General features: G+C 63.4%; 19 protein-coding genes. 9 read left to right on the top strand and 10 right to left on the bottom strand.

The window, feature by feature from the left end:
• The first annotated feature begins 47 nt into the window (after positions 1-47).
• Positions 48-536, top strand: a complete 489-nt coding sequence (locus tag ACZ89F_RS12105) for an SRPBCC family protein (RefSeq protein WP_476092115.1) — start codon at positions 48-50, stop codon at positions 534-536.
• A 15-nt stretch (positions 537-551) separates the two neighbouring features.
• Here ACZ89F_RS12105 and ACZ89F_RS12100 read toward each other — a convergent pair whose 3' ends face one another.
• The 4 genes from ACZ89F_RS12100 to ACZ89F_RS12085 form a co-directional block, all read right to left on the bottom strand.
• Positions 552-1,574 (bottom strand): acyltransferase family protein, encoded by a 1,023-nt coding sequence (locus ACZ89F_RS12100; protein WP_476092114.1) that lies wholly within the window; start codon positions 1,572-1,574, stop codon positions 552-554.
• 304 nt (positions 1,575-1,878) lie between these two features.
• Entirely contained in the window at positions 1,879-2,676 is a 798-nt protein-coding gene (locus tag ACZ89F_RS12095) for an FAD binding domain-containing protein (RefSeq protein ID WP_476092113.1), read from the bottom strand.
• A gap of 11 nt (positions 2,677-2,687) precedes the next feature.
• Positions 2,688-5,039, bottom strand: coding sequence for a xanthine dehydrogenase family protein molybdopterin-binding subunit (locus ACZ89F_RS12090; protein WP_476092112.1), 2,352 nt, complete (start codon positions 5,037-5,039; stop codon positions 2,688-2,690).
• Between the two features lie 113 nt (positions 5,040-5,152).
• Positions 5,153-5,656, bottom strand: coding sequence for a (2Fe-2S)-binding protein (locus ACZ89F_RS12085; protein WP_476092111.1), 504 nt, complete (start codon positions 5,654-5,656; stop codon positions 5,153-5,155).
• A 264-nt stretch (positions 5,657-5,920) separates the two neighbouring features.
• On the opposite strand from ACZ89F_RS12085, the gene ACZ89F_RS12080 reads away from it, so the two are divergent.
• Together ACZ89F_RS12080 and ACZ89F_RS12075 are read left to right on the top strand one after the other, a co-directional pair.
• Positions 5,921-7,105, top strand: a complete 1,185-nt coding sequence (locus tag ACZ89F_RS12080; RefSeq protein ID WP_476092110.1) for an FIST N-terminal domain-containing protein — start codon at positions 5,921-5,923, stop codon at positions 7,103-7,105.
• 14 nt (positions 7,106-7,119) lie between these two features.
• Positions 7,120-8,460, top strand: a complete 1,341-nt coding sequence (locus tag ACZ89F_RS12075; RefSeq protein WP_476092109.1) for a hybrid sensor histidine kinase/response regulator — start codon at positions 7,120-7,122, stop codon at positions 8,458-8,460.
• A gap of 33 nt (positions 8,461-8,493) precedes the next feature.
• Here the strand turns inward: ACZ89F_RS12075 and ACZ89F_RS12070 are convergent, their stop codons facing one another.
• Positions 8,494-9,177 carry a response regulator gene (locus ACZ89F_RS12070; RefSeq protein ID WP_476092108.1) on the bottom strand — a complete coding sequence of 228 codons (684 nt, stop codon included), beginning with the start codon at positions 9,175-9,177 and terminating at the stop codon, positions 8,494-8,496.
• A 175-nt stretch (positions 9,178-9,352) separates the two neighbouring features.
• Here ACZ89F_RS12070 and ACZ89F_RS12065 point away from each other — a divergent pair, with 175 nt between their 5' ends.
• The 4 genes from ACZ89F_RS12065 (at position 9,353) to ACZ89F_RS12050 (ending at position 12,572) form a co-directional block, all read left to right on the top strand.
• A complete protein-coding gene (locus tag ACZ89F_RS12065; RefSeq protein ID WP_476092107.1) occupies positions 9,353-10,048 on the top strand; it encodes a fumarylacetoacetate hydrolase family protein in 696 nt (231 codons plus the stop codon).
• A 4-nt stretch (positions 10,049-10,052) separates the two neighbouring features.
• Positions 10,053-10,703 carry a maleylacetoacetate isomerase gene (gene maiA / locus ACZ89F_RS12060; RefSeq protein WP_476092106.1) on the top strand — a complete coding sequence of 217 codons (651 nt, stop codon included), beginning with the start codon at positions 10,053-10,055 and terminating at the stop codon, positions 10,701-10,703.
• A gap of 119 nt (positions 10,704-10,822) precedes the next feature.
• Positions 10,823-11,863 carry a zinc-dependent alcohol dehydrogenase family protein gene (locus ACZ89F_RS12055; RefSeq protein ID WP_476092105.1) on the top strand — a complete coding sequence of 347 codons (1,041 nt, stop codon included), beginning with the start codon at positions 10,823-10,825 and terminating at the stop codon, positions 11,861-11,863.
• Between the two features lie 127 nt (positions 11,864-11,990).
• A complete protein-coding gene (locus ACZ89F_RS12050; protein WP_476092104.1) occupies positions 11,991-12,572 on the top strand; it encodes a hypothetical protein in 582 nt (193 codons plus the stop codon).
• Positions 12,573-12,593: 21 nt separating this feature from the next.
• On the opposite strand, the gene ACZ89F_RS12045 is transcribed toward ACZ89F_RS12050, so the two are convergent.
• Positions 12,594-13,457, bottom strand: a complete 864-nt coding sequence (locus tag ACZ89F_RS12045) for a DMT family transporter (protein WP_476092103.1) — start codon at positions 13,455-13,457, stop codon at positions 12,594-12,596.
• Between the two features lie 104 nt (positions 13,458-13,561).
• Between ACZ89F_RS12045 and ACZ89F_RS12040 the strand changes: the two genes are divergently transcribed.
• Positions 13,562-14,965 carry an aminotransferase-like domain-containing protein gene (locus ACZ89F_RS12040; RefSeq protein ID WP_476092102.1) on the top strand — a complete coding sequence of 468 codons (1,404 nt, stop codon included), beginning with the start codon at positions 13,562-13,564 and terminating at the stop codon, positions 14,963-14,965.
• 16 nt (positions 14,966-14,981) lie between these two features.
• Here ACZ89F_RS12040 and ACZ89F_RS12035 read toward each other — a convergent pair whose 3' ends face one another.
• On the bottom strand, positions 14,982-15,872 hold the full coding sequence (locus ACZ89F_RS12035) for a LysR family transcriptional regulator (protein WP_476092101.1): 891 nt from the start codon (positions 15,870-15,872) through the stop codon (positions 14,982-14,984).
• A gap of 179 nt (positions 15,873-16,051) precedes the next feature.
• On the opposite strand from ACZ89F_RS12035, the gene ACZ89F_RS12030 reads away from it, so the two are divergent.
• Complete coding sequence (locus ACZ89F_RS12030) at positions 16,052-17,479, top strand: MFS transporter (RefSeq protein ID WP_476097271.1); 1,428 nt, start codon at positions 16,052-16,054, stop codon at positions 17,477-17,479.
• 25 nt (positions 17,480-17,504) lie between these two features.
• On the opposite strand, the gene ACZ89F_RS12025 is transcribed toward ACZ89F_RS12030, so the two are convergent.
• The 3 genes from ACZ89F_RS12025 to ACZ89F_RS12015 all read right to left on the bottom strand — a co-directional run bounded on the left by ACZ89F_RS12025 (position 17,505) and on the right by ACZ89F_RS12015 (position 20,030).
• Positions 17,505-18,002, bottom strand: a complete 498-nt coding sequence (locus ACZ89F_RS12025) for a MaoC family dehydratase (RefSeq protein WP_056596087.1) — start codon at positions 18,000-18,002, stop codon at positions 17,505-17,507.
• Between the two features lie 192 nt (positions 18,003-18,194).
• The gene (locus ACZ89F_RS12020) at positions 18,195-18,623 is read right to left on the bottom strand and encodes a phasin family protein (RefSeq protein WP_476092100.1); all 429 of its coding nucleotides are present in this window, start codon (positions 18,621-18,623) and stop codon (positions 18,195-18,197) included.
• A gap of 111 nt (positions 18,624-18,734) precedes the next feature.
• Entirely contained in the window at positions 18,735-20,030 is a 1,296-nt protein-coding gene (locus ACZ89F_RS12015; RefSeq protein ID WP_476092099.1) for a DUF445 domain-containing protein, read from the bottom strand.
• Between the last annotated feature and the right edge of the window lie 16 nt (positions 20,031-20,046).

The raw sequence follows: 20,046 nt of genomic DNA, 5'->3' as shown, positions 1-20,046 counted from the left end.
AGCAGCCAAAGCTAATGTAGGTGTTTCCGCCAACCGGAGGAAACGCAATGCCAAGCAACGTCTTCCGCTTCGATGAAAGCTGGAACATCCCCGAGGGCACGCCGCAGGAAGTGTGGGAGGTTCTCTCGGATGCCGAGTTGCTGCCGCTCTGGTGGGGCGACGTCTACAAGGAAGTGGTGCCGCTCGACAACAAGGGCAAGGCGACCATCGGTTCGCGTGCAAGAGCCAGGGCTCGCGGCGCCCTGCCCTATGAGCTGAATTTCATCATCGAGGCCGCGGAACTCGTACCCGGCCACCTGGTGGTGGTGAAAACTCGCGGCGATTTCGACGGGCTGTGGAGGGCGGAATTGTCGCCGTTCGGCACCGGCACCCATGTGCAATTGACCTGGCAGGTCACGGTATTGAGGCCGATCCTCAAATTGCTCGCACCACTGCTGCGGCCAGCCTTCGCGTGGAATCACCGCTGGACGACGCCGCGCGGCGAGACCGGCCTGCGGCGGTATCTTAGGGCGCGGAAAAGCAGTTCCTCGGCTTGACGATGCCGGCGTCATTCACCAGTTGCGGTTGAGCCATTCGCGTGCCGGTCGTTCGATCAAGTAGTAGCTGCAGAGCGCGCAGACGAAGACGCCGGCCAGCATCGGGATCGGCGCGCTGCCTTGCTCATAGACGAATTTGTAGAACGGCTGCTGCCACAGATAGAGCGAGTACGACCACAGTCCCAGCGTTGCCATCGGCCAGGAGGACAGCAGTCCGGAAAAATAGCGCGGGCTGAAATCGAGCACATTGACGGCCAGAGCCAGCAGCGGCACTGCGAACAGATAGTGGATCGGTGTCGGCACCGGATCGAGGAACAGCAGAACGGCGCAGATCGATGCCGCCAGGGCCACATGCTTGCCTCTCAAGACCGCCGGCAGCCTGCCATCGGCCTTGAGCAGGCAGATCGAAGCCGACAGCAGGATCGACCCTATATGCACGTCGGTGCGCCAATAGGTGGTTTCGTAGTCCATCCCGAAGACCCAGTACGAAACCGCGCCATTGGCCATGGCAAGCAAGGCCAGCGCCAGGAGCAGCACGACGACGCGAGAGCGACTTGAGACGACGACGCTGATCAGCGCCAGGATGACGTAGGCGTGCTCCTCGATGCAGAGCGACCAGATATGGTCGAGCGCCCCTGCCCGCGTCACGAGAATGCCGGCATAATTGTAGGTGAATGTCAGCGCTGTCAGCGCCGCCTTCCATTTGAAGGCGATGAATGTGCTGGAAAGCGCAACCATCGCGACGACCACGAAGACCAGAAGAGCCGGATAGATGCGGGAAAAGCGGCGCTTGAAGAATTTCTTCAGCGGGTAGCGTTCGATGAACAGGATCTCGCCCATCAGCCGGCCGCTGAGCACGAAGAAGAATTCGACGCCCAGAACCCCGAGATTGATTCCGGGGACAGGAAAGAAATGGCCGATCAGCACCAGGGCGATCGACAGGCCGCGCCAGCCGTCGAGATAGGCCAGTCTCGTTCTGGCGGGTCTGTCGACGGCGGACCGAGATGGAACGGCATGCGTCGCGGAGATGTCGGTCATGCCGATCCTTTCGCATTAGGCATGCGAAAGGGCACGGCGGTACACTCCGAACCCGGCTCGCATTCCCGCCCCAAGCCATATTGCAGTGCAAGATAAATTTGTGCAAGTGCGAGATTGCTGCCGGATCAGTGCCGGGCGAAGTATCGGCCGGAATTGCTTCAAGCAGAGAATTGCTGCACGGTGGCGGTTCCATCATCAACTGGACAGATACAGGTCGCCACACACAAAAAAGGGCCCCGAGGGCCCCTTTCCTTGTCTGCAACTCATCGTATCGGAAAACTGTTTCGAAATTTGCTCTGGCGAGTCAGGCGTTGGCGGCAGCCACCGCGCGCTTGGCCATCACCGCGATCAGATTGGCGCGATAGTCGGCGGAAGCGTGGATGTCGGTCATCAGATTCTTCGCCGGCACTTTCACGCCGTCGAGTGCCGAAGCCGCGAAATTCTTGGCCAATGCGGCCTCGACCTCCTTCGAACGGAAGACGCCGTCGTCGCCGGCGCCGGTAACGGCGACGCTGACACCATCCTTGCCCTTGGCCACGAACACGCCAACGATGGCGTAGCGCGATGCCGGGTTGCGGAATTTTTCATAGGCCGCCTTGGCCGGCGCCGTGAAGGTGACGGCAGTGACGATCTCACCGTCCTTCAACGACGTCTCGAACAGGCCCTTGAAGAACTTGTCTGCCGCGATCTGGCGCTTGTTGGTGACGATGGTGGCGCCCAACGCCAGCAGCGCCGCCGGATAGTCGGCCGCCGGATCGTTGTTGGCGATCGAGCCGCCGATCGTCCCCTTGTGGCGCACCGCCGGATCGCCGATCAGCGATGCCAGATGGGCAAGTGCTGGACAGGCCTTCTTCAGCTTCTCGTCATTGGCAACGGCGTGATGCGTGGTGGCAGCGCCGATGGTGACGGTCTTGCCCGACACCTTGACGCCCTGCAGCTCCTTGATCCGCGACAGGTCGACAAGGTCGGAAGGTGCGGCGAGCCGCGTCTTCATCGCCGGGATCAGCGTCATGCCGCCCGAAAGCAGCTTGGCGTCACCCGTCTTGATCAGCTTGGCGGCATCGGCGACCGAGGCGGCGCGGTGATAATTGACCGAATACATGCTCGTCCTCCTCAGTGTTTCGTCGTCGCGCGGATCGCTGCCCACACGGTGGACGGCGAAGCCGGCATGGCAAGATCGTTGCTGCCGATGGCGTCGGTGATGGCGTTGATCACCGCCGGCGGCGAGCCGATGGCGCCGGCCTCGCCGCAGCCCTTGATGCCGAGCGGATTGCCCGGGCACGGCGTGTTCGAGGTCGAGACCTTGAATGACGGCAGGTCACTGGCGCGCGGCATGGTGTAGTCCATGTAGCTCGCGGTCAGCAGCTGGCCGCTATTGTCATAGTGGGCGCCTTCGAGCAGCGCCTGGCCGATACCCTGCGCCAGCCCGCCATGCACCTGGCCCTCGACGATCATCGGGTTGATGATGTTGCCGAAATCGTCGGCGGCGACGAACTGGATGATCTCGGTCATGCCGGTTTCCGGATCAACCTCGACCTCGCAGATGTAGCAGCCCGCCGGGAAGGTGAAATTCGACGGATCGTAGAATGCCGTCTCCTTCAATCCCGGCTCCATGCCGCCCGGCAGATTGTGGGCGGTATAGGCGGCGAGCGCCATCTGGAACCAAGGCACGTTTTTGTCGGTGCCGGCGACCTTCAGCGCGCCGTTCTCGATGATGATGTCACCCTCGTCGGCCTCGAGCAGATGGGCGGCGATCTTCTTGGCCTTGGCCTCGACCTTGTCGAGCGCCTTGACGATGGCGGACATGCCGACCGCGCCTGAGCGCGAGCCATAGGTGCCCATGCCCATCTGCACCTTGTCGGTGTCGCCATGCACGATCGAGACGGAATCAAGCGATACGCCGAAGCGCTCATTGACCAGTTGCGCGAATGTCGTCTCATGACCTTGGCCGTGGCTGTGCGAGCCGGTCAGCACCTCGATCGTGCCGACGGCATTGACGCGAACCTCGGCACTTTCCCACAAGCCGACACCGGCGCCCAGCGAACCGACCGCCGCCGACGGTGCGATGCCGCAGGCCTCGATGTAGCAGCTCATGCCGATGCCGCGCAGCAGCCCCTTCTTGGCGGCGGCGGCCTTGCGCTTGGCAAAGCCGGCATAGTCCGACGCCTTCATCGCCGCGTCGAGCGAAGCCGCGTAGTCGCCGGCGTCATAGCACATGATGACCGGCGTCTGATGCGGGAACGAGGTGACGAAGTTCTTGCGGCGCAACTCGGCGGGTGAAACGCCGAACTGGCGCGCGGCGGTCTCCATCATGCGTTCCATGACGAAGGTCGCTTCCGGCCGCCCTGCGCCGCGATAGGCATCGACGGGCGCTGTGTTGGTGTAGATCGCCTTCACATTGGCGTGGATGGCGGGGATGTTGTACTGGCCCGACAGCAGCGTCGCATAGAGGTAGGTTGGCGTCGCCGACGAGAACAGCGACATGTAGGCGCCGAGATTGGCCTGGGTTTCGACCTTCAGGCCAACAATCCTGTGATCCTTGTCGAACGCCATTTCGGCATGGGTGTGATGGTCTCGGCCATGCGCGTCGGTGAGGAAACTTTCGGTGCGGTCGGCCACCCACTTGACCGGCACGCCGGTCTTCTTCGACGCCCACAGGCAGACGATTTCTTCGGGATAGATGTAGATCTTCGAGCCGAAGCCGCCTCCGACATCGGGCGCAATCACGCGCAGCTTGTTTTCCGGCGCGACGTTGTAGAAGGCGCTCATCACCAGCCGCGCCACATGCGGGTTCTGCGAGGTCGTCCAGCAGGTGTAGTGGTCCTCGGCCTTGTCGTAATGGCCAAGGGCCGCGCGCGGCTCCATGGCGTTGGGCACCAGCCGGTTGTTGATGATGTCCATCTTGACGACATGGGCCGCCGTCTTGAAGGCCGCTTCCGTGTCGTCGGCATTGCCGATGTCCCAGTCGAAGATCAGATTGTTGTCGGCCTCGGGGTGGATCTGCGGCGCGCCTTTGTCCATCGCCTTTGAGGCATCGACGACAGCCTTCAGTTCCTTGTAGGTGATCTCGACCGCCTCGGCGGCATCACGCGCCTGCCCCTTGGTTTCGGCCACGACGATCACGACAGCATCGCCGACATAACGGACCCGATCGAAAGCGAGTGGCGACCACGCCCCCATCTTCATCGGCGAGCCATCCTTTGAATGGATCATCCAGCCGCATATGAGGTTGCCGATGCCGTCGGCCTTGAGTTCCTTGCCGGTCAGCACGCCGATGACGCCAGGCATGGCTTGAGCCTTCTTGACGTCGATCTTCTTGATCTGCGCATGCGCGTGCGGGCTGCGCACGAAGGCGGCATGCTTCATGCCGGGAACCACCATGTCGTCGACATAACGGCCGGCGCCGGTGATGAATCGTTTGTCTTCCTTGCGCGCGACCCGAGCGCCAACACCTTCAATGCCCATAAGAAATTCCTCCCGAGATTGTAGGGGAGTAGGTGAGTAGGGCAGTACGGCAGTAGGGAAAAATTGGCTCCGATTCCCTACTGCCCTACTGCCTTACTGCCCTACTGCCTCGTTCACGCAGCCTGTTTCGCCTTAGCCTTGGTAGCCACCTTCGACATCGTCTTCGATGCGGCGAGGATCGCCTTGACGATGTTGTGGTAGCCGGTGCAGCGGCAGATGTTGCCTTCGAGCTCGGCGCGCACCGTCGCCTCGTCGAGGCCTTCGGGGTGGCGGCTGATCATGTCGGTCGCCGTCATGATCATGCCCGGCGTGCAGAAGCCGCATTGCAGCCCGTGATGTTCCTTGAAGGCGGCCTGCACCGGATGCAGGTCGGCGCCATTGGCCAAGCCCTCGATCGTCACCACGGTCGACCCAGAGGCCTGCACCGCCAGCATCGAGCAGGATTTGACCGCCTTGCCGTCGACATGGACAACGCAGGCGCCGCATTGCGAGGTGTCGCAGCCGACATGCGTTCCCGTAAGGCCGAGATTTTCCCGCAGGAAGTGAACCAGAAGTGTTCGGTCCTCGGCAGCACCGCTGACCCGTTTTCCGTTCACCATCAACGAAACGTCCGACATGAATCCTCCCTGGGTATCAACCTTGGTCATCACGCTGCCGAGGCGGTGTTGGCGCTTCGGTCATGCGTTATTCGTACACTGCACAACGGACAAAAAACAGCACGTCGCAAACGCGGCACATTGTACTTTCGGTCATGGCCGAGCCCAAACGCGCAGTCCCGGTCGCCCCATTGCCAAACCACCGATTGAGGGCAACAATGTTGGCCGACGCCCGCGCGCCAGAAGCATGTAAAAACAGCCGCGCACAAAAACGCGTCGGAGGAAATGCGGAGAACATCGCTGGCCAGTTCACGGACGCGCTATGCATGCGGCCTGTCGGCGCTCACCACGGATGAGCCCGACATGGAGGCGTTCGCCAGGGCGATCGCGCTGGAAGCAGCCGCCATCGACGCCGGCTTTGCGCTGCTGTTCTTTTCCCAGAGCCTGGTCGAGGCCAGCGCCCTTTCCCAGGCGCTCATGACCCACGCGCCGGCGCTCCACCACGCCGGCTGCTCGACCGCCGGCGAGATCACGCCGCAAGGTCTCGAGGATGGCCACGTGCTCGCCATGCTGCTGCCGTCCGCAGCGTTCACCGCCGTCAGCGTGATGGTCGACAATCTGTCGTCGTCGGGCATGGACAGGATCACCAGCGAGGTCGAGGCCTTGCGGCGGTCGTTGCGCGCGCGCCTGGGTTGCGACCGCACCCAAGGCACCTTCGCGCTCTGCTTCATCGACGGGCTCTCCTATGCCGAGGAAGCGGTGAGTTCGGCCATCCATTGGGGCCTCGACGACATACCGCTGCTCGGCGGCTCGGCCGGCGACGATTTGAAGTTCGAGACGACGCGGCTGATCTCGAACGGCAAGGTCACCTCCGACAGCGCCATCATCGTGCTGATCGCCACGGAAATTCCCTTCCATGTCTTCAAGACCGACAATTTCGTTCCCACTGATGAAAAGCTGGTGGTGACGGCGTCCGATCCCGATCACCGCATCGTGCGCGAGTTCAACGCCACCAATGCGGCGGAGGAATATGCCGCCTCCGTCGGCATCGTCGCGCAGACGTTGACGCCGCTGAGCTTTGCCTCGCATCCGGTGGTGGTGAAGGTGGGCGGCGAATATTACTGCCGGTCGATCCAGAAGATGCATCCCGATGGTTCGCTGTCGTTCTTCTGCGCCATAGACGACGGCGTCGTGCTGTCGATCGCCCAGCCCAAAGACATGGTCGAAGCGACGCGCGCGGCACTGCGCGATGTCGAGGAGAGGCTTGGCGGCATCGACATGATCCTCGGCTTCGACTGCGTGCTGCGCCGGCTGGATGCGCGCAACCGGCAGGTGTTTCGTGACATCTCGGAGCTCTACCGGGTCAACAATGTCATCGGCTTCGGCACCTATGGCGAACAGTACCGGTCGATGCATCTGAACCAGACCTTTACCGGCATCGCCTTTGGCGAGCGCCAGGCGGCCGAATAGGACGGCGCAACAAGATGCCGCTGAGGGACATAAACGATCTTGAAAAGCTGAAGAAGATCAACGCGGCGCTGGTCAGCCGCGTCGAGCGCTCGATGGACCAGCAAGGCAACGCCTTCTCGCTGTTCCAGACCGCGATTTCGCTGGAAAATCGGGTGCGCACACGCACCGAGGAGCTGCATTCGACGCTGCGCCGGCTGGAGCAATCCAACATCGACCTCAGCGCCGCCAAGGAAAACGCCGAACTGGCGAACCTGTCGAAGACCCGCTTCCTCGCCGCCGCCAGCCACGACGTGCTGCAGCCGCTGAATGCGGCCCACCTCTCGGTTTCGGCGCTCGCGGAAGTGCAGACCAGCGACGAGGGCAAGAAGCTGGTGCGGCAGGTCGAACGCTCGCTGGAGACGATGGAGGACCTGCTGCGTACCCTGCTCGACATCTCCAAGCTCGACGCCGGCGTGGTGCAGCCCGACATAGGCGACGTCAGCCTGGAGGCGCTGTTCTCGTCGCTGCGCTCGGATTTCCTGCCGGTGGCGGAACTGAAGGGGCTGTCGCTGAAATTCCGGCCGGTCAATGCCGTGGTCCGCTCCGACCGCACGCTGCTGCGCCGCATCCTGCAGAACATTCTCTCCAACGCGCTGGGCTATACACGCTCGGGCGGCGTGCTGGTCGGCACCAGGCATCGCGGCGACACCATCCGCATCGACGTCGCCGACACCGGCTGCGGCATTCCCGACGACCAGCGCGAGGCGGTGTTCGAGGAATTCCACCGCGGCACCTCCTCGGCCAATGCCGAACTGGACGGCGGTGGTCTCGGTCTCGGGCTCGCCATCGTGCGTCGCATGGCCAGCGCGCTCGGCCATCCCGTGACATTTTCATCGAAGGTCGGGCGAGGCACGATCTTCCACATCGATGTCCCCGTCGGCATCGGCGCCCCGGCCGACGCCATCGCCAGCCTGGCCGACATGGAACGGCCGCGCGGCTATGGCCTGTTCGGCACCAAGGTGCTGCTGGTCGAGAACGATGTCGAGGTGCTGCAGGCCATGACCTTCCTGCTCGAACGCTGGCAATGCCTGGTGCGGGCCGCGACCTCGACCGACGATGCCCTCGACATGCTTGGCGACACCGACTGGGTGCCCGACATCGTCATTGCCGACCAGCATCTCGACGGCGGAGATCTCGGCACCGCAACTATCGCCGAGGTTCGCGACTATCTCGGCCGCGCCGTGCCGGCGCTGATCGTCACCGCCGACAGTTCCGAGGCGGTGGCCAAGGCAGCCCGCGCCGGCGGCATCGAACTGATGCGCAAGCCGCTGAAGCCGGCGCAGCTAAGGGCGCTGCTGGCGCATCTGCTGGCTTAGCTTGACACCCTCCCACAACCGGGAATGTCAGCCTCAAAACCCAGCCTGATCCCGAAAGAGCTCCGCATTGTCCAGCTTCGACACCTCGATCACCGCTTGCGTGCGGCTATACACATTAAGCTTGCGCAGGATTTCCGAGACATGCGCTTTCACGGTGGTCTCTCCCACCTGCAGTTCGTAGGCGATCTGCTTGTTGAGCAGGCCCTGGCGCAGCATCTGCAGCACGCGCAGCTGTTGCGGCGTCAGGGTCGACAGGCGCTGCACCATGTCGGCGCGGTCGACGCTTTCGGCGTCGGGCGTGCGGCCTTCGTAGGTTTCGGGCACATAGATCGCGCCTTCCATCACCGAACGGATGGCGGCGGCGAGGTCGCTCTTGCGCGCCGATTTCGGAATGAAGCCGGCTGCGCCATAGGACAGCGCCTCGGAAATGATCTTCGGCTCCTCATAGCCCGAAACGATCACCACCGGCAGGCGCGGATACCGGGTCCGGAGCTGCAGCAGGCCTTCGAAGCCGTGCACGTCGGGCATCGAGAGGTCGAGCAGCGCGAGATCGAACGGCTTGCCGCCGGCCAGCAGATCGAGCGCCTCGGTGATCGAGCGCGCCTCCACCGTGTCGACTTCCGGATAGGCCATCTGCACAGCGCTGTGCAGCGCCTCGCGAAACAGCGGGTGGTCGTCGATGATCAGGAACCGGGCGCGATCGTGGGTTGCGGTCATGGGGTTCGTTTCGGTTCGTGGGCAATTAGAATAACCCCGCCACCATGGCCAGATTATTGCCAAATAGTATATCGCCATCTCCGGCGGAAAGTGCCGCCGGCACTTTCTCGACCAACCGCCTTGCCCGAACGCCCAAATCGGTCGAATGTTCCCGGCAACCAGGCAGAGACCCTTGATGACAGACTTCGTCCTTCCCTCGCCCGCGATCGCATCGGTGGCCGTTGCGGGCTCGCCTAAGCGTTTTGCGGTGCGCCGCATCTTCTGCGTCGGCCGCAACTACGCGGCGCATGCCCGCGAATTCGGCAATGACGAGCGCGATCCGCCCTTCTTCTTCACCAAGCCGGCAGACGCGGTGGTCGATTCCGGCACTGATATCCCCTACCCGCCGCTGACGGCCAATCTTCACCACGAGATCGAACTGGTCGCCGCGATCGGCAAAGCCGGTTTCCGCATTCCCCGTGACAAGGCGCTCGACTATGTCTGGGGCTATGGCGTCGGCATCGACCTCACCCGCCGCGACCTGCAGGACGAGGCCAAGAAGGCCGCCCGTCCGTGGGACTGGTCGAAGGCGTTCGACCGCTCCGCGCCTTGCGGCCCGCTGGTCCCCGCGGCGAAATCCGGCCACCCGCGGAAGGGCCGCATCTGGCTCGCCGTCAACGGCCAGGTCAGGCAGGACGCCGACCTCGCCGAGCTGATCTGGCCGATATCAGATATCGTGTCGATCTGCAGCGAGGCGATGGAGCTCAAGCCCGGCGACCTGATCTTCACCGGCACGCCGGCCGGCGTCGGCGCGGTCAGCCCTGGCGACACGATGACGGGCGGCGTCGACGGCATCGGCACGATCGAAGTGACCATCGGCCAACCGAAGTGAGCGCATGAGCGAACTCGTCCTGCACAACTACTATCGCTCCTCCACCTCCTATCGGGTGCGGATCGCGCTGGAGATGAAGGGGCTAAGCTTCGACTACGTCCCGCATCACTTGCGCCATGGCGAGCATCTGGAACCAGCCTATCTCGCGGTCAATCCGCAAGGCCTGGTGCCGGCGCTGATCCTCGGCGACGGCACGCTGCTGACGCAGTCGCTGGCGATCATCGAATTCCTCGACGAGACCAGCCCCGAACCACCGCTGCTGCCGAAGGATGCCGCCGGGCGGGCACGCGTGAGAATGCTGGCGCAGATGATCGCCTGCGACATCCATCCTGTGAACAATCTGCGCGTGCTGACCTCGCTGCGCACCCTGTTCGGCGCCGGGGACGAGGACGTCGTCAACTGGTTCCGCCACTGGGTGAACGAAAGTTTTCAGCCGCTTGAGAAGATCCTGGCTTCGTCGGCCGAGACGGGCACATTCTGCCATGGCGAGGCGCCGGGCCTGGCTGACATCTGCTTGGCCGCGCAGGTCACCAACAACGCCCGCTTCGGCGTCGATATGACGAATTACCCGACGATCGCGCGCATCAATGCCGCCTGCATGGCGCTGCCGGCCTTCCAGAAAGCCGCACCCCAGAACCAGATCGATGCGGAATAGGCTTCATCCGCCGACGCGCAGGTCAGCGCCGGAACAGCGTGTCTGGCGGAATCGATTTCCGCTTGACCGGACAGGGAATCGGCTATCGTTTCCCGCAGCACAGCAGGGTGGAGTGACCGATGAGAGCCGTCGTCTTCGAGAAATTCGGCGAAGCGCCGACGATCCAGACCGTTCCCGATCCGAAGCCGGCCGCCGATGGCGTCGTCATCAAGGTCGAGGCGACCGGGCTTTGCCGCAGCGACTGGCATGGCTGGATGGGTCATGACGACAGCATTACGCTGCCGCACGTGCCGGGCCACGAACTGGCCGGCATCGTGGTCGCCGCCGGCAAGCAGGTCACCCGCTGGAAAGCCGGCGAGCGCGTCACCGTGCCGTTCGCCGTCGGCTGCGGCCGCTGCTTCGAGTGCAATTCTGGCAACCACCAGGTCTGCGAGCACCAGACGCAGCCTGGCTTCACCGGCTGGGGCTCGTTTGCCGAATATGTCGCCATCGAACACGCCGACACCAATCTCGTGCGCTTGCCCGAAGAGATGGAATTCGCCACCGCCGCCAGCCTTGGCTGCCGCTTCGTCACCTCGTTTCGCGCCATTGTCGACCAGGGCCGGGTGACGCCGGGCGAATGGGTGGCGGTGCATGGCTGCGGCGGCGTCGGCCTGTCGGCGATCATGATCGCCAGCGCCATGGGCGCCAATGTCATCGCCATCGACCTCACCGACGAGAAGCTGGATTTCGCCAGGAAGATCGGCGCTGTCGCCACCATCAATGCGTCGAAGACGCCGAATGTGGTCAAGGCGGTCAAGCAGATCACCAATGGCGGCGCGCATATGTCGATGGACGCGCTCGGCCACCCCACCACCTCGTTCAACTCGATCTCCAATCTGCGCCGGCGCGGCCGCCATGTGCAGGTCGGCCTGATGCTGGGCGAGCATGCCCGGCCGCAGGTGCCGATGGACAAGGTGATCGCCTTCGAGCTCGAAATCCTCGGCAGCCACGGCATGCAGGCCTATCGCTACCAGGCGATGATGGACATGATCCGCAACGGCAAGCTCAAACCCGAACTGCTGGTCGGCAAGAAGATCAGCCTCGACGAGGCGCCCGCGGCCCTGATGGCGATGGGCGGTTTCGAGGGCATCGGCATTGGCGTGGTGACGAAGTTCTGAGAGCTATCCGATGAAAAATTTTGTGATCGCTTTACAACCGGCGTCAAAACAAATACAATCTTAAGTAGATTAATTTGAAATCACACGCATAGATTGCTATGATCTGTTCTCTTGGCTGAGGCCGGAAATGAGACTTTTTCTGCTCTGTCTTTTGTTGCTGTGGCCTACGGACAGTGCCTGGGCGCAAGACAGTGAAGTTGCCGATGGAGCCCAAGCGCCAAGTCAGGGTGCCTCGACTTCCAAAGAGTCAGCGACAGCAAAGGAATCCACTCTGCGGTTCGAAGATTTTCCGGCGAAAATTTTCCAAAGGAAGGCTGCGAAGAACATCCAAGTTCACCCTAATGATTCCTGGGCGCAGGCAGTTAAACCGGATATTCGCGAAGCAATGAAACATGGCGCCGATTTCGCCGGTCACTTCTCAGTTGTTCTGGTCAATTGCGGTACCTCTTGCACTGCCGCACGCATGATTGATTTGCGCACCGGTCAGCTCTTTTGGATTCCGGGGGGCTACCAGCTGGATTTGGAATACTACGTGGGAAGCCGGTTGATGAGGGTTGCTTGGGTAGAACCTTCAGAAAATGCCGTGTGCGTTCGTCAAGATTTTGAGTGGACAAGACGCAAATTCGTCAAGCGTTACGAGGATCGCGAGAAAGCCGTCGATTCCTCCGAATGTCCTGGTTTAGCGTACATAGGCAAGTCGCCTCAGTGAGCATCCGCGACAGCAGTACCCTTACCGCGCAAACCTCTTCGCCCCGAACACACACGCGACGACCCCGAGCGTAACCACCACCATCAACGGGCTAACCTGCTCGTGCAGCAGCGTTGCCGCCAGTGCCAGGCCGAAGAAGGGCTGCAGCAATTGCAACTGGCCCACCGCGGCGATGCCGCCTTGCGCCAGGCCACGGTACCAGAAGACGAAGCCGATAAGCATGCTGAACAGCGAGACATAGGCCAGCCCGATCCAGGCATTCGAGCCGACACCGGCGAAGGATGGCGGCAGTGTCGCAGAAGTCAGCACCAGCATGATTGGCAGCGACAGCACCAGCGCCCAGCAGATCACCTGCCAGCCGCCGAGCTTGCGTGAAAGCACGGCGCCCTCGGCATAGCCCAGACCGCAGGCAATGATGGCGGCAAGCATCAGGCCATCGCCGATCGGCGAGGCCGTCACGCCCTGCGTCAGGGCAAAACCCGCGACCAGCGCGCTGCCGATGCATGAAAACAGCCAGAACGCCGGGCGCGGACGGTCGCCGCCGCGCAGCACGCCGAAGATCGCGGTCGCCAGCGGCAGCAGGCCGACGAAGATGATGGAATGAGCCGTGGTGACGTGCTTCAGCGCCAGAGCGGTCAGCAAGGGAAAGCCGACCACCACGCCCAGCGCCACGATCACCAGCGACAGCAGATCGCCGCGCTCCGGGCGTTTTTGCCGGAACAGGATGAGCAGCGCCAGGCCAAGCAAACCGGCAATCGCCGCTCGGGCCGACGTCAGGAATGTCGGATCGAAATCCTTCACCGCCACGCGCGTCGCCGGCAGCGAGCCGCTGAAGATCAACACACCGATGAATCCGTTCATCCAGCCGCCCGCGGTCTTGTCCATCTTATGCTCCGTTTGTCGGCTCTGTATCGTGCGGAGCTCGTGGCATTGCCAGAGACAATGGGGTACACTTATACAAAACTGTCATGGGCAATCGAGCAGTACGGATGGACAGACATACCACAGGAAGCGAGGGCAGCGGAACGCTGGTCGAAGGCGTCATGGCGACGATCCGCCAGCGGATCGCGGCGCGCAGCCTGACGCCGGGAGCACGACTGCCCTCGATCCGCGCCTTCGCCAAATCCATGCAGGTGTCCAAATCCACCGTGGTCGAAGCCTATGAGCGGCTCGCCGCCGAAGGCGCGATCCGCTCGCGGCCGGGCTCGGGCTTCTATGCCGCCGGCTCGCTGGCGCCGCTATCGCTGGCCGAAATCGGCCCCCGCCTCGACCGCGCCGTCGATCCGCTCTGGATCTCACGCCAGTCCCTGGAGGCCGGCGACGACATGCTGAAACCCGGCTGCGGCTGGTTGCCGGCCTCCTGGATGCCACAGGCCGGATTGCGCCGGGCACTGCGCACGGTGGCGCGTGCCGACGATATCGCGCTGGCCGACTACGGCACGCCGCTCGGGCTGCCGCCGCTGCGGCAATTGCTGGCGCGGCGCATGGCCGGGTACGGGATCGAAGCTTCCCCCGAACAAATCATGCTGACGGAATCGGGCACGCAGGCCATCGACCTGCTTTGCCGCTTCCTGATCGAACCCGGCGATACCGTACTCGTCGACGATCCCTGCTATTTCAATTTCCATGCTCTGCTGCGCGCCCACCGGGCCAAGGTCGTCAGCGTCCCCTACACGCCGTCGGGGCCGGATATCGACCTGTTCGCGCAGGCGCTGGCCGAGCATCGGCCGCGCCTCTACATCACCAACTCCGCCATCCACAACCCGACCGGCGCGGTGCTGTCGCCGGTCACCGCACACCGGCTGCTCAAGCTCGCCGACCAGTCGGACCTGACCATCGTCGAAGACGATATTTTTGCCGATTTCGAGCACACCCCAGCGCCCCGCCTGGCCGCGTTCGATGGCCTCAACCGCGTCGTCCATATCGGCAGCTTCTCCAAGACGCTTTCGGCGTCGGTTCGCTGCGGCTTCATCGCCGCACCGCGCGACTGGATCGAGCCGCTGACCGACCTCAAGATCGCCACGACCTTTGGCGGCGGGCGGCTGGCGGCCGAACTGGTGCTGACCTTGCTCAAGGATGGCAGCTACCGCAAGCACATGGACCTGCTGCGCGCGAAGCTTGCGCGCGCCATGGGCGAGACGAGCGCCCGCCTGAAGGCGATCGGCGTCACGCCCTGGATCGACCAGCCGGCCGGCCTGTTCCTGTGGTGCAGCCTACCGGATGGCGTGGACGCGGCCGAAGTGGCCCGCCGCGCTCTGGCCGACAGCATCGTGCTGGCGCCCGGCAACGCATTCAGCCTGTCCGGAACAGCCAGCCGCTTCCTGCGCTTCAACGTTGCCCAATGCGCTGACGAGCGGATTTTCAGGGTGCTCGAGGCGGCGATGGCGCGTTGACGCGCACTCTCGTCCGTTAGCGGTTCGTACAGACCTCCCGCACGCAATCGCGCAGCCAGCGTTGCGCCGGATCGGCATCGAGGCGCGGGTGCCACAGCATGGAGATGGTGACCCCAGCGGTGGCAACCGGTAGGGGAAAACTATGCATGCCGGGACGTGCACCCTCGGTATGCCGCTCGGGCACGCTGGCGATCAGGTCTGATGTGCGGGCCATGGCAAGGGCTGCCGAGAAACCGGAAACCATGCACACGACTGTCCGCTGTAGCCCGAGCAGGTTCAAGGCCTCGTCGATCGGCCCTTTCTCGCGGCCACGCCGTGAAACGCTGATGTGCCGGCCTGCCGCATAACGCTCTGGCGTCACCGTGCCCTCACTCAAGGGATGGCCCGTTCGCACGGCGCCGATGAAGCGGTCGCGAAGCAGCGCCTGGATGCGCACCTCCGGTCCGGTCTCGCCAGCGACGCCTATGTCCAGGTCGATCGCCGCGTCGCGCAGCGACATGACGTCCTTGTCGGACTTCGGTGCAAAGCGCAGCCGCACGCCGGGCGCATCGGCCTGGATACGGGCGACGAGACGAGGCGCGAATTCTTCGACGAAACTCTCATTGGTGCGCAGCGTGAAGACCCTGTCCAGGCTCCGGAGATCAAGCAGGGTGGCAGGACGCAGCAACGCCTCCGCATCCTGAACGACACGACCAACCTGCTGTCGCAGTTCTTCCGCACGCGGCGTCGCCACCAGGCCGCGACCGGCACGAACCAGCAGCGGATCGCCCGTCGCCTCGCGCAGCCGCGCCAGCGTCCGGCTCATCGCCGAGGGACTGAGGCGCAGACGGCCGGCGGCGCGCGCCACGCTGCCTTCGGTCAGCAGGACATCGAGGGCAAAGAGCAGGTTGAGATCGGGCGATATCATCGGCGGATCATGGCATGATATGGCGTTAAACGCACGAATAAGATGCAAGTGCTGCGCCTTCCGCCATGTCAGCCGAACGGCTAGATCTCCGCCAGCTCTGGTTGTGGGGCTGATGGAAGGAGATCGCCGTGACAATCGCTGAGCAAGATCGGAACGGGCGCGCATCGGCGCCGCCACGGATGCAATCCGCCCGCTGGGCGCTGGCAAGCCTGTCGCTCGCCACGCTGCTGTCGTCGCTGGGAACCAGCATTGCCAGCGTCGGCCTGCCGTCGCTGATGCAGAATTTCGGCGCGTCGTTCCAGTCCGTTCAATGGGTCGTCCTGGCCTATCTGCTCGCCATCACCACATTGATCGTCAGCGCCGGCCGGTTGGCCGACATGTTCGGGCGCCGACCCTTGCTGCTTGGCGGCATCGCGCTGTTCACATCGGCATCGGTGCTCTGCGGCCTGGCGCCGACGCTGTGGCTGCTGATCGCCGCCCGCGCCGTGCAAGGGCTTGGCGCGGCGCTGATGATGGCGCTGACGCTGGCCTTTGTCGCCGAAACGGTCAGCAAGGAACGGACCGGCAGCGCCATGGGCCTGCTCGGCGCCATGTCCGCGATCGGCACGACGCTTGGTCCCTCGCTCGGCGGCCTTTTGATCGCCGGCTTCGGCTGGCGAGCGATCTTCCTCGTCAATGTCCCGCTGGGTGTGCTGACCTTCGCTCTCGCCTGGCGTGCCTTGCCGGCACGAAGCAAGACAGCGCAGGTCGACCGAGGCACGTTCGATGTCATGGGCACGGTCCTGCTGGGCCTGACACTGGCCGCCTATGCGCTGGCCATGACGCTTGGCAGAGGCAATTTCGGCGCGCTCAACATCAGCCTGCTGGTCGCCGCCGGGTTCGGGGTCATTCTGTTCGCCAGTGTGCAGACGAAGCTGGAAAACCCGCTGATCCAGCTTGCCAGCTTCCGCGATCTCTCGCTCAGCGCCAGTCTCGTCATGAGCCTGATCGTCGCCACGGTCATGATGGCGACCCTGGTGGTGGCTCCCTTCTACCTGTCGCGCGGGCTCGGGCTGAATGCCGCAATGGTCGGCGTGGTGCTGTCGACCGGTCCGCTTGTCTCGACCCTGTCGGCGCTGGTGGCCGGACGCCTGACCGACCGCTTCGGCGCCCACAGGATGATGGTCGCCGGCCTGCTCAGCCTCGCCATAGGCACGTTCCTGCTGTCGCTCGCCATGACCAAACTCGGCATTGCCGGCTATGTCGTTCCGATCACCGTCACCTGTATTGGCTACGCACTGTTCCAGACGTCGAACAATGCAGCCGTCATGACGGGTGTCGGAGCCGGCCAGCGCGGCGTCGTCTCCGGCCTGCTCAACCTTGCGCGCAATCTCGGCCTCATCACCGGCGCGTCGTTGATGGGTGCCGTCTTCGCCGTTGCATCGGCCGAAGAGCACGTAGGCATTGGTCTTCTGAGTTCCGAGGCCGCCGCCCGGGGAATGCAGATCACATTTCAGACGGCGACGGTGCTGGCGCTGGTCGCGCTGGTCCTCGCACTGATCTCGACCCGCACCGAGTTCAGACGGCAGAGACTGGTGGACGCGTCAAAAACCTCTGACTTTGCGTAAACCGACGGCTCCTAGCGGATCGCTCTCAGGCCCCTGCCCGCTTGCGACGCTCATAGAGCATGACCAGTGTTTCAGCCATCAGAGCAGGCTTTTCCTCGCCTTCGATTTCGACCGTGTTGGCCGCCTTCATCAGATATTGGCCAGGCCCCCTGTCCTCCATGGACAGCAGCGTGGTGCGCAGCCTGATGCGCGCGCCGACCCTGACCGGTGCCAGGAACCGCACCTTGTCGAAGCCATAGTTGAAGGCGGCCTGCGTATTCTCAGGCACGATGCCCATGCCAAGAGCCAGCGCGCCGATGATCGACAGCGTCAGATAGCCATGCGCGATCGTCGTGCGGAACGGGCTTTGCCGCCGTGCCCTTTCAGGATCGACATGAATCCACTGATGGTCTCCGGTGCATTCGGCGAACTGGTCGATGCGGTTCTGGTCGACCGTCGTCCATTCCGATACACCGAGCTCCTGCCCGGCCATCGTCCTCAACTGGTCGAAGGTCGGCGGCGTTTTAGGCCGTATTTCAGTCATTCCTGCTTTCCCGATCGCTTGCAACGCCTCCGGACCACGAACTGACGGCCTCTGTCAATTCGCCCTGCGTGAATCCGTTCCGCCGAATCCGGCCGCAATCGCGCCATGCCTCCAAGCGCAACGGCAGGTCAAATCGGGATTTCTCGGCTTTCAGAGCAGCCGGCGGCAACGAGCCGGCCACGGCCACCTCTGCTACTTCTTCTCGTAACCGGCGCGGATTTCCTCCATCGCCTCCTTGATGCGCGTGCGCAGGATATCGACCGATTCGGTGCCGGATTTCTTGACCAGTTCGGCCACTTCGCCAGCATTCTTCAATGCAACTTCGAAGGACTTTCTGGCAAACTCCGTCTGTTTGGCCATCAGTCCCTGCGGATTGCCCGGCGCCCTGTAGCTTTGCGCCATCTCAGTGACCTCGCGCAGCGTGTCCTGCAGCATCTCGCGCTGCCTGGACAACAGCGAGGACGCACCGGCGGCACCGGCCCGTGCCGATTTCTCCAGTGCTTCGAGGTTCTTGCGATGATGGGCGAGGATCGCCTCGACATCGACATTGGGCACCTTCAAGTCGCGGCCGAACCTGCCGAACATGTCCATGAAGGAATCGGATTCCGGTTGTTTTGCCATGCTCGTTTGCTCCCCTTTGCCGCGGATGCAGGCGCCCTCAGCATGAGAATAGCACTCGCGTGCCGTGAGTCCATTTCGAACGCGATGGAATCAGCACTGCGCCACCGCGCATCAATTCACGAGGAACAGCAGTTCGGCGACATAGAGCACGACACCCGCGAGGCCGCCGATGATCATGCCGTTGAAGCGGATATATTGCAGGTCCCGGCCGATGTTCATCTCGATCAGCCTTGTCAGTTGCGCCAGGTCCCAGCGCTTGACCTGGTCGGCGATGAATGTCGACACGCCGCTCTTCTGGCTCTCCACGAACGACGCCAGCGCCACCACGAACCCCTGGTTCATGTCGGCCCTGATCTGCGCATCGCTGGCAAGATGGCGCCCGACCTCGACGAACATGTTGGTGAGATGCGCACGGATAACCGAATTCGGCGCCTTGGCGTCCTGCTCGATGAACTGGCTGAGGCTTGCCCACATGTCGCCTGCCAATCCCCTGACCTCCGGACGGGCCAGGAAATCGCGCTTCAGCTTCTCGGCGCGCTTGGCATATTGCTTCGATGTCCTCAGCTTTTCGATGAAGCTCTGCGCGAAACGGTCGAATTCGGCGCGCATCGGGTGGTCGGGATCGGCCCTCACCTCATCGAGCAGCGAGCCCGCCGAAGCGACGATCTTCTTCAGGAGATAGGCGTCGGCTCTGAATAGGTTGAACAGCGAGGGCAACTCCTCGCGGATCTTCTCGCGCATCGTCGCCAGCGCCTGTTCGTCGTTGAGGAACCGGCCGATCACCTTGGTGAATTCGTCGAACAGTTTCTGGTGGCGACGGTCGTCGGTAAGCGCCGACAACAGCTCGGCGGCCAGCGGCGCCAGCGGCACCTTTTCGATCTGTTCGAGCATGCGGCTGGTGACGAAGCCGCGCAGGCCGGATTGCTCGACGGCGGCAAGGGTCTGCGGCACCAGCCGCACGACAAAGCGCGACAGGCCGGCGGCGCGCTCGGTATCGGCCAGCCAGTCGGCGACGAGCGCCGAAAAATCGACCTCGGCGAGCTTTTCACGCACCGGCTCGGGCGCCAGGAAGTTGACCTCGATGAAGCGGCCGAGATTGTCGGCGATGCGGTTCTGGTTCTCGGGGATGATGGCGGTGTGTGGGATCGGCAGCCCCAGCGGCCGCCGGAAGAGCGCCACCACCGCATACCAGTCGGCCAGCCCGCCTATGGTCGCCGCCTCGGCAAAGGCAGCGACGAAGCCGAGCCACGGATGGATGTGCTCGAATGATTTGGCGAGCGCAAACACCAGCACGCAAAGCGCCAATGCAGCCGCTGCGACGAATTTTGTCCGCCGTAACGCGGAAAGCTTGGCATCCGCGTCGGTATCGAAACGGACAGGCGCCAGGGACGAAGCCGATTGTGACATGGGTGAGCCGCTCCTC

The organism is Mesorhizobium sp. USDA 3734 (genome assembly GCF_056279665.1).
Note: the sequence above shows the minus strand (reverse complement) of the source record. Positions and strands in the feature narration are given on the sequence as shown.

Coding starts and splice junctions, on each gene's coding strand:
- ACZ89F_RS12045 (WP_476092103.1), bottom strand. CDS start 13,457: ATGGACAAGACCGCGGGCGGCTGGATGAACGGATTCATCGGTGTGTTG.
- maiA (WP_476092106.1), top strand. CDS start 10,053: ATGAGCGAACTCGTCCTGCACAACTACTATCGCTCCTCCACCTCCTAT.
- ACZ89F_RS12100 (WP_476092114.1), bottom strand. CDS start 1,574: ATGACCGACATCTCCGCGACGCATGCCGTTCCATCTCGGTCCGCCGTC.
- ACZ89F_RS12065 (WP_476092107.1), top strand. CDS start 9,353: ATGACAGACTTCGTCCTTCCCTCGCCCGCGATCGCATCGGTGGCCGTT.
- ACZ89F_RS12040 (WP_476092102.1), top strand. CDS start 13,562: ATGGACAGACATACCACAGGAAGCGAGGGCAGCGGAACGCTGGTCGAA.
- ACZ89F_RS12095 (WP_476092113.1), bottom strand. CDS start 2,676: ATGTATTCGGTCAATTATCACCGCGCCGCCTCGGTCGCCGATGCCGCC.
- ACZ89F_RS12070 (WP_476092108.1), bottom strand. CDS start 9,177: ATGACCGCAACCCACGATCGCGCCCGGTTCCTGATCATCGACGACCAC.
- ACZ89F_RS12080 (WP_476092110.1), top strand. CDS start 5,921: ATGCGGAGAACATCGCTGGCCAGTTCACGGACGCGCTATGCATGCGGC.
- ACZ89F_RS12030 (WP_476097271.1), top strand. CDS start 16,052: ATGCAATCCGCCCGCTGGGCGCTGGCAAGCCTGTCGCTCGCCACGCTG.
- ACZ89F_RS12090 (WP_476092112.1), bottom strand. CDS start 5,039: ATGGGCATTGAAGGTGTTGGCGCTCGGGTCGCGCGCAAGGAAGACAAA.
- ACZ89F_RS12105 (WP_476092115.1), top strand. CDS start 48: ATGCCAAGCAACGTCTTCCGCTTCGATGAAAGCTGGAACATCCCCGAG.
- ACZ89F_RS12020 (WP_476092100.1), bottom strand. CDS start 18,623: ATGGCAAAACAACCGGAATCCGATTCCTTCATGGACATGTTCGGCAGG.
- ACZ89F_RS12055 (WP_476092105.1), top strand. CDS start 10,823: ATGAGAGCCGTCGTCTTCGAGAAATTCGGCGAAGCGCCGACGATCCAG.
- ACZ89F_RS12085 (WP_476092111.1), bottom strand. CDS start 5,656: ATGTCGGACGTTTCGTTGATGGTGAACGGAAAACGGGTCAGCGGTGCT.
- ACZ89F_RS12050 (WP_476092104.1), top strand. CDS start 11,991: ATGAGACTTTTTCTGCTCTGTCTTTTGTTGCTGTGGCCTACGGACAGT.
- ACZ89F_RS12015 (WP_476092099.1), bottom strand. CDS start 20,030: ATGTCACAATCGGCTTCGTCCCTGGCGCCTGTCCGTTTCGATACCGAC.
- ACZ89F_RS12035 (WP_476092101.1), bottom strand. CDS start 15,872: ATGATATCGCCCGATCTCAACCTGCTCTTTGCCCTCGATGTCCTGCTG.
- ACZ89F_RS12075 (WP_476092109.1), top strand. CDS start 7,120: ATGCCGCTGAGGGACATAAACGATCTTGAAAAGCTGAAGAAGATCAAC.
- ACZ89F_RS12025 (WP_056596087.1), bottom strand. CDS start 18,002: ATGACTGAAATACGGCCTAAAACGCCGCCGACCTTCGACCAGTTGAGG.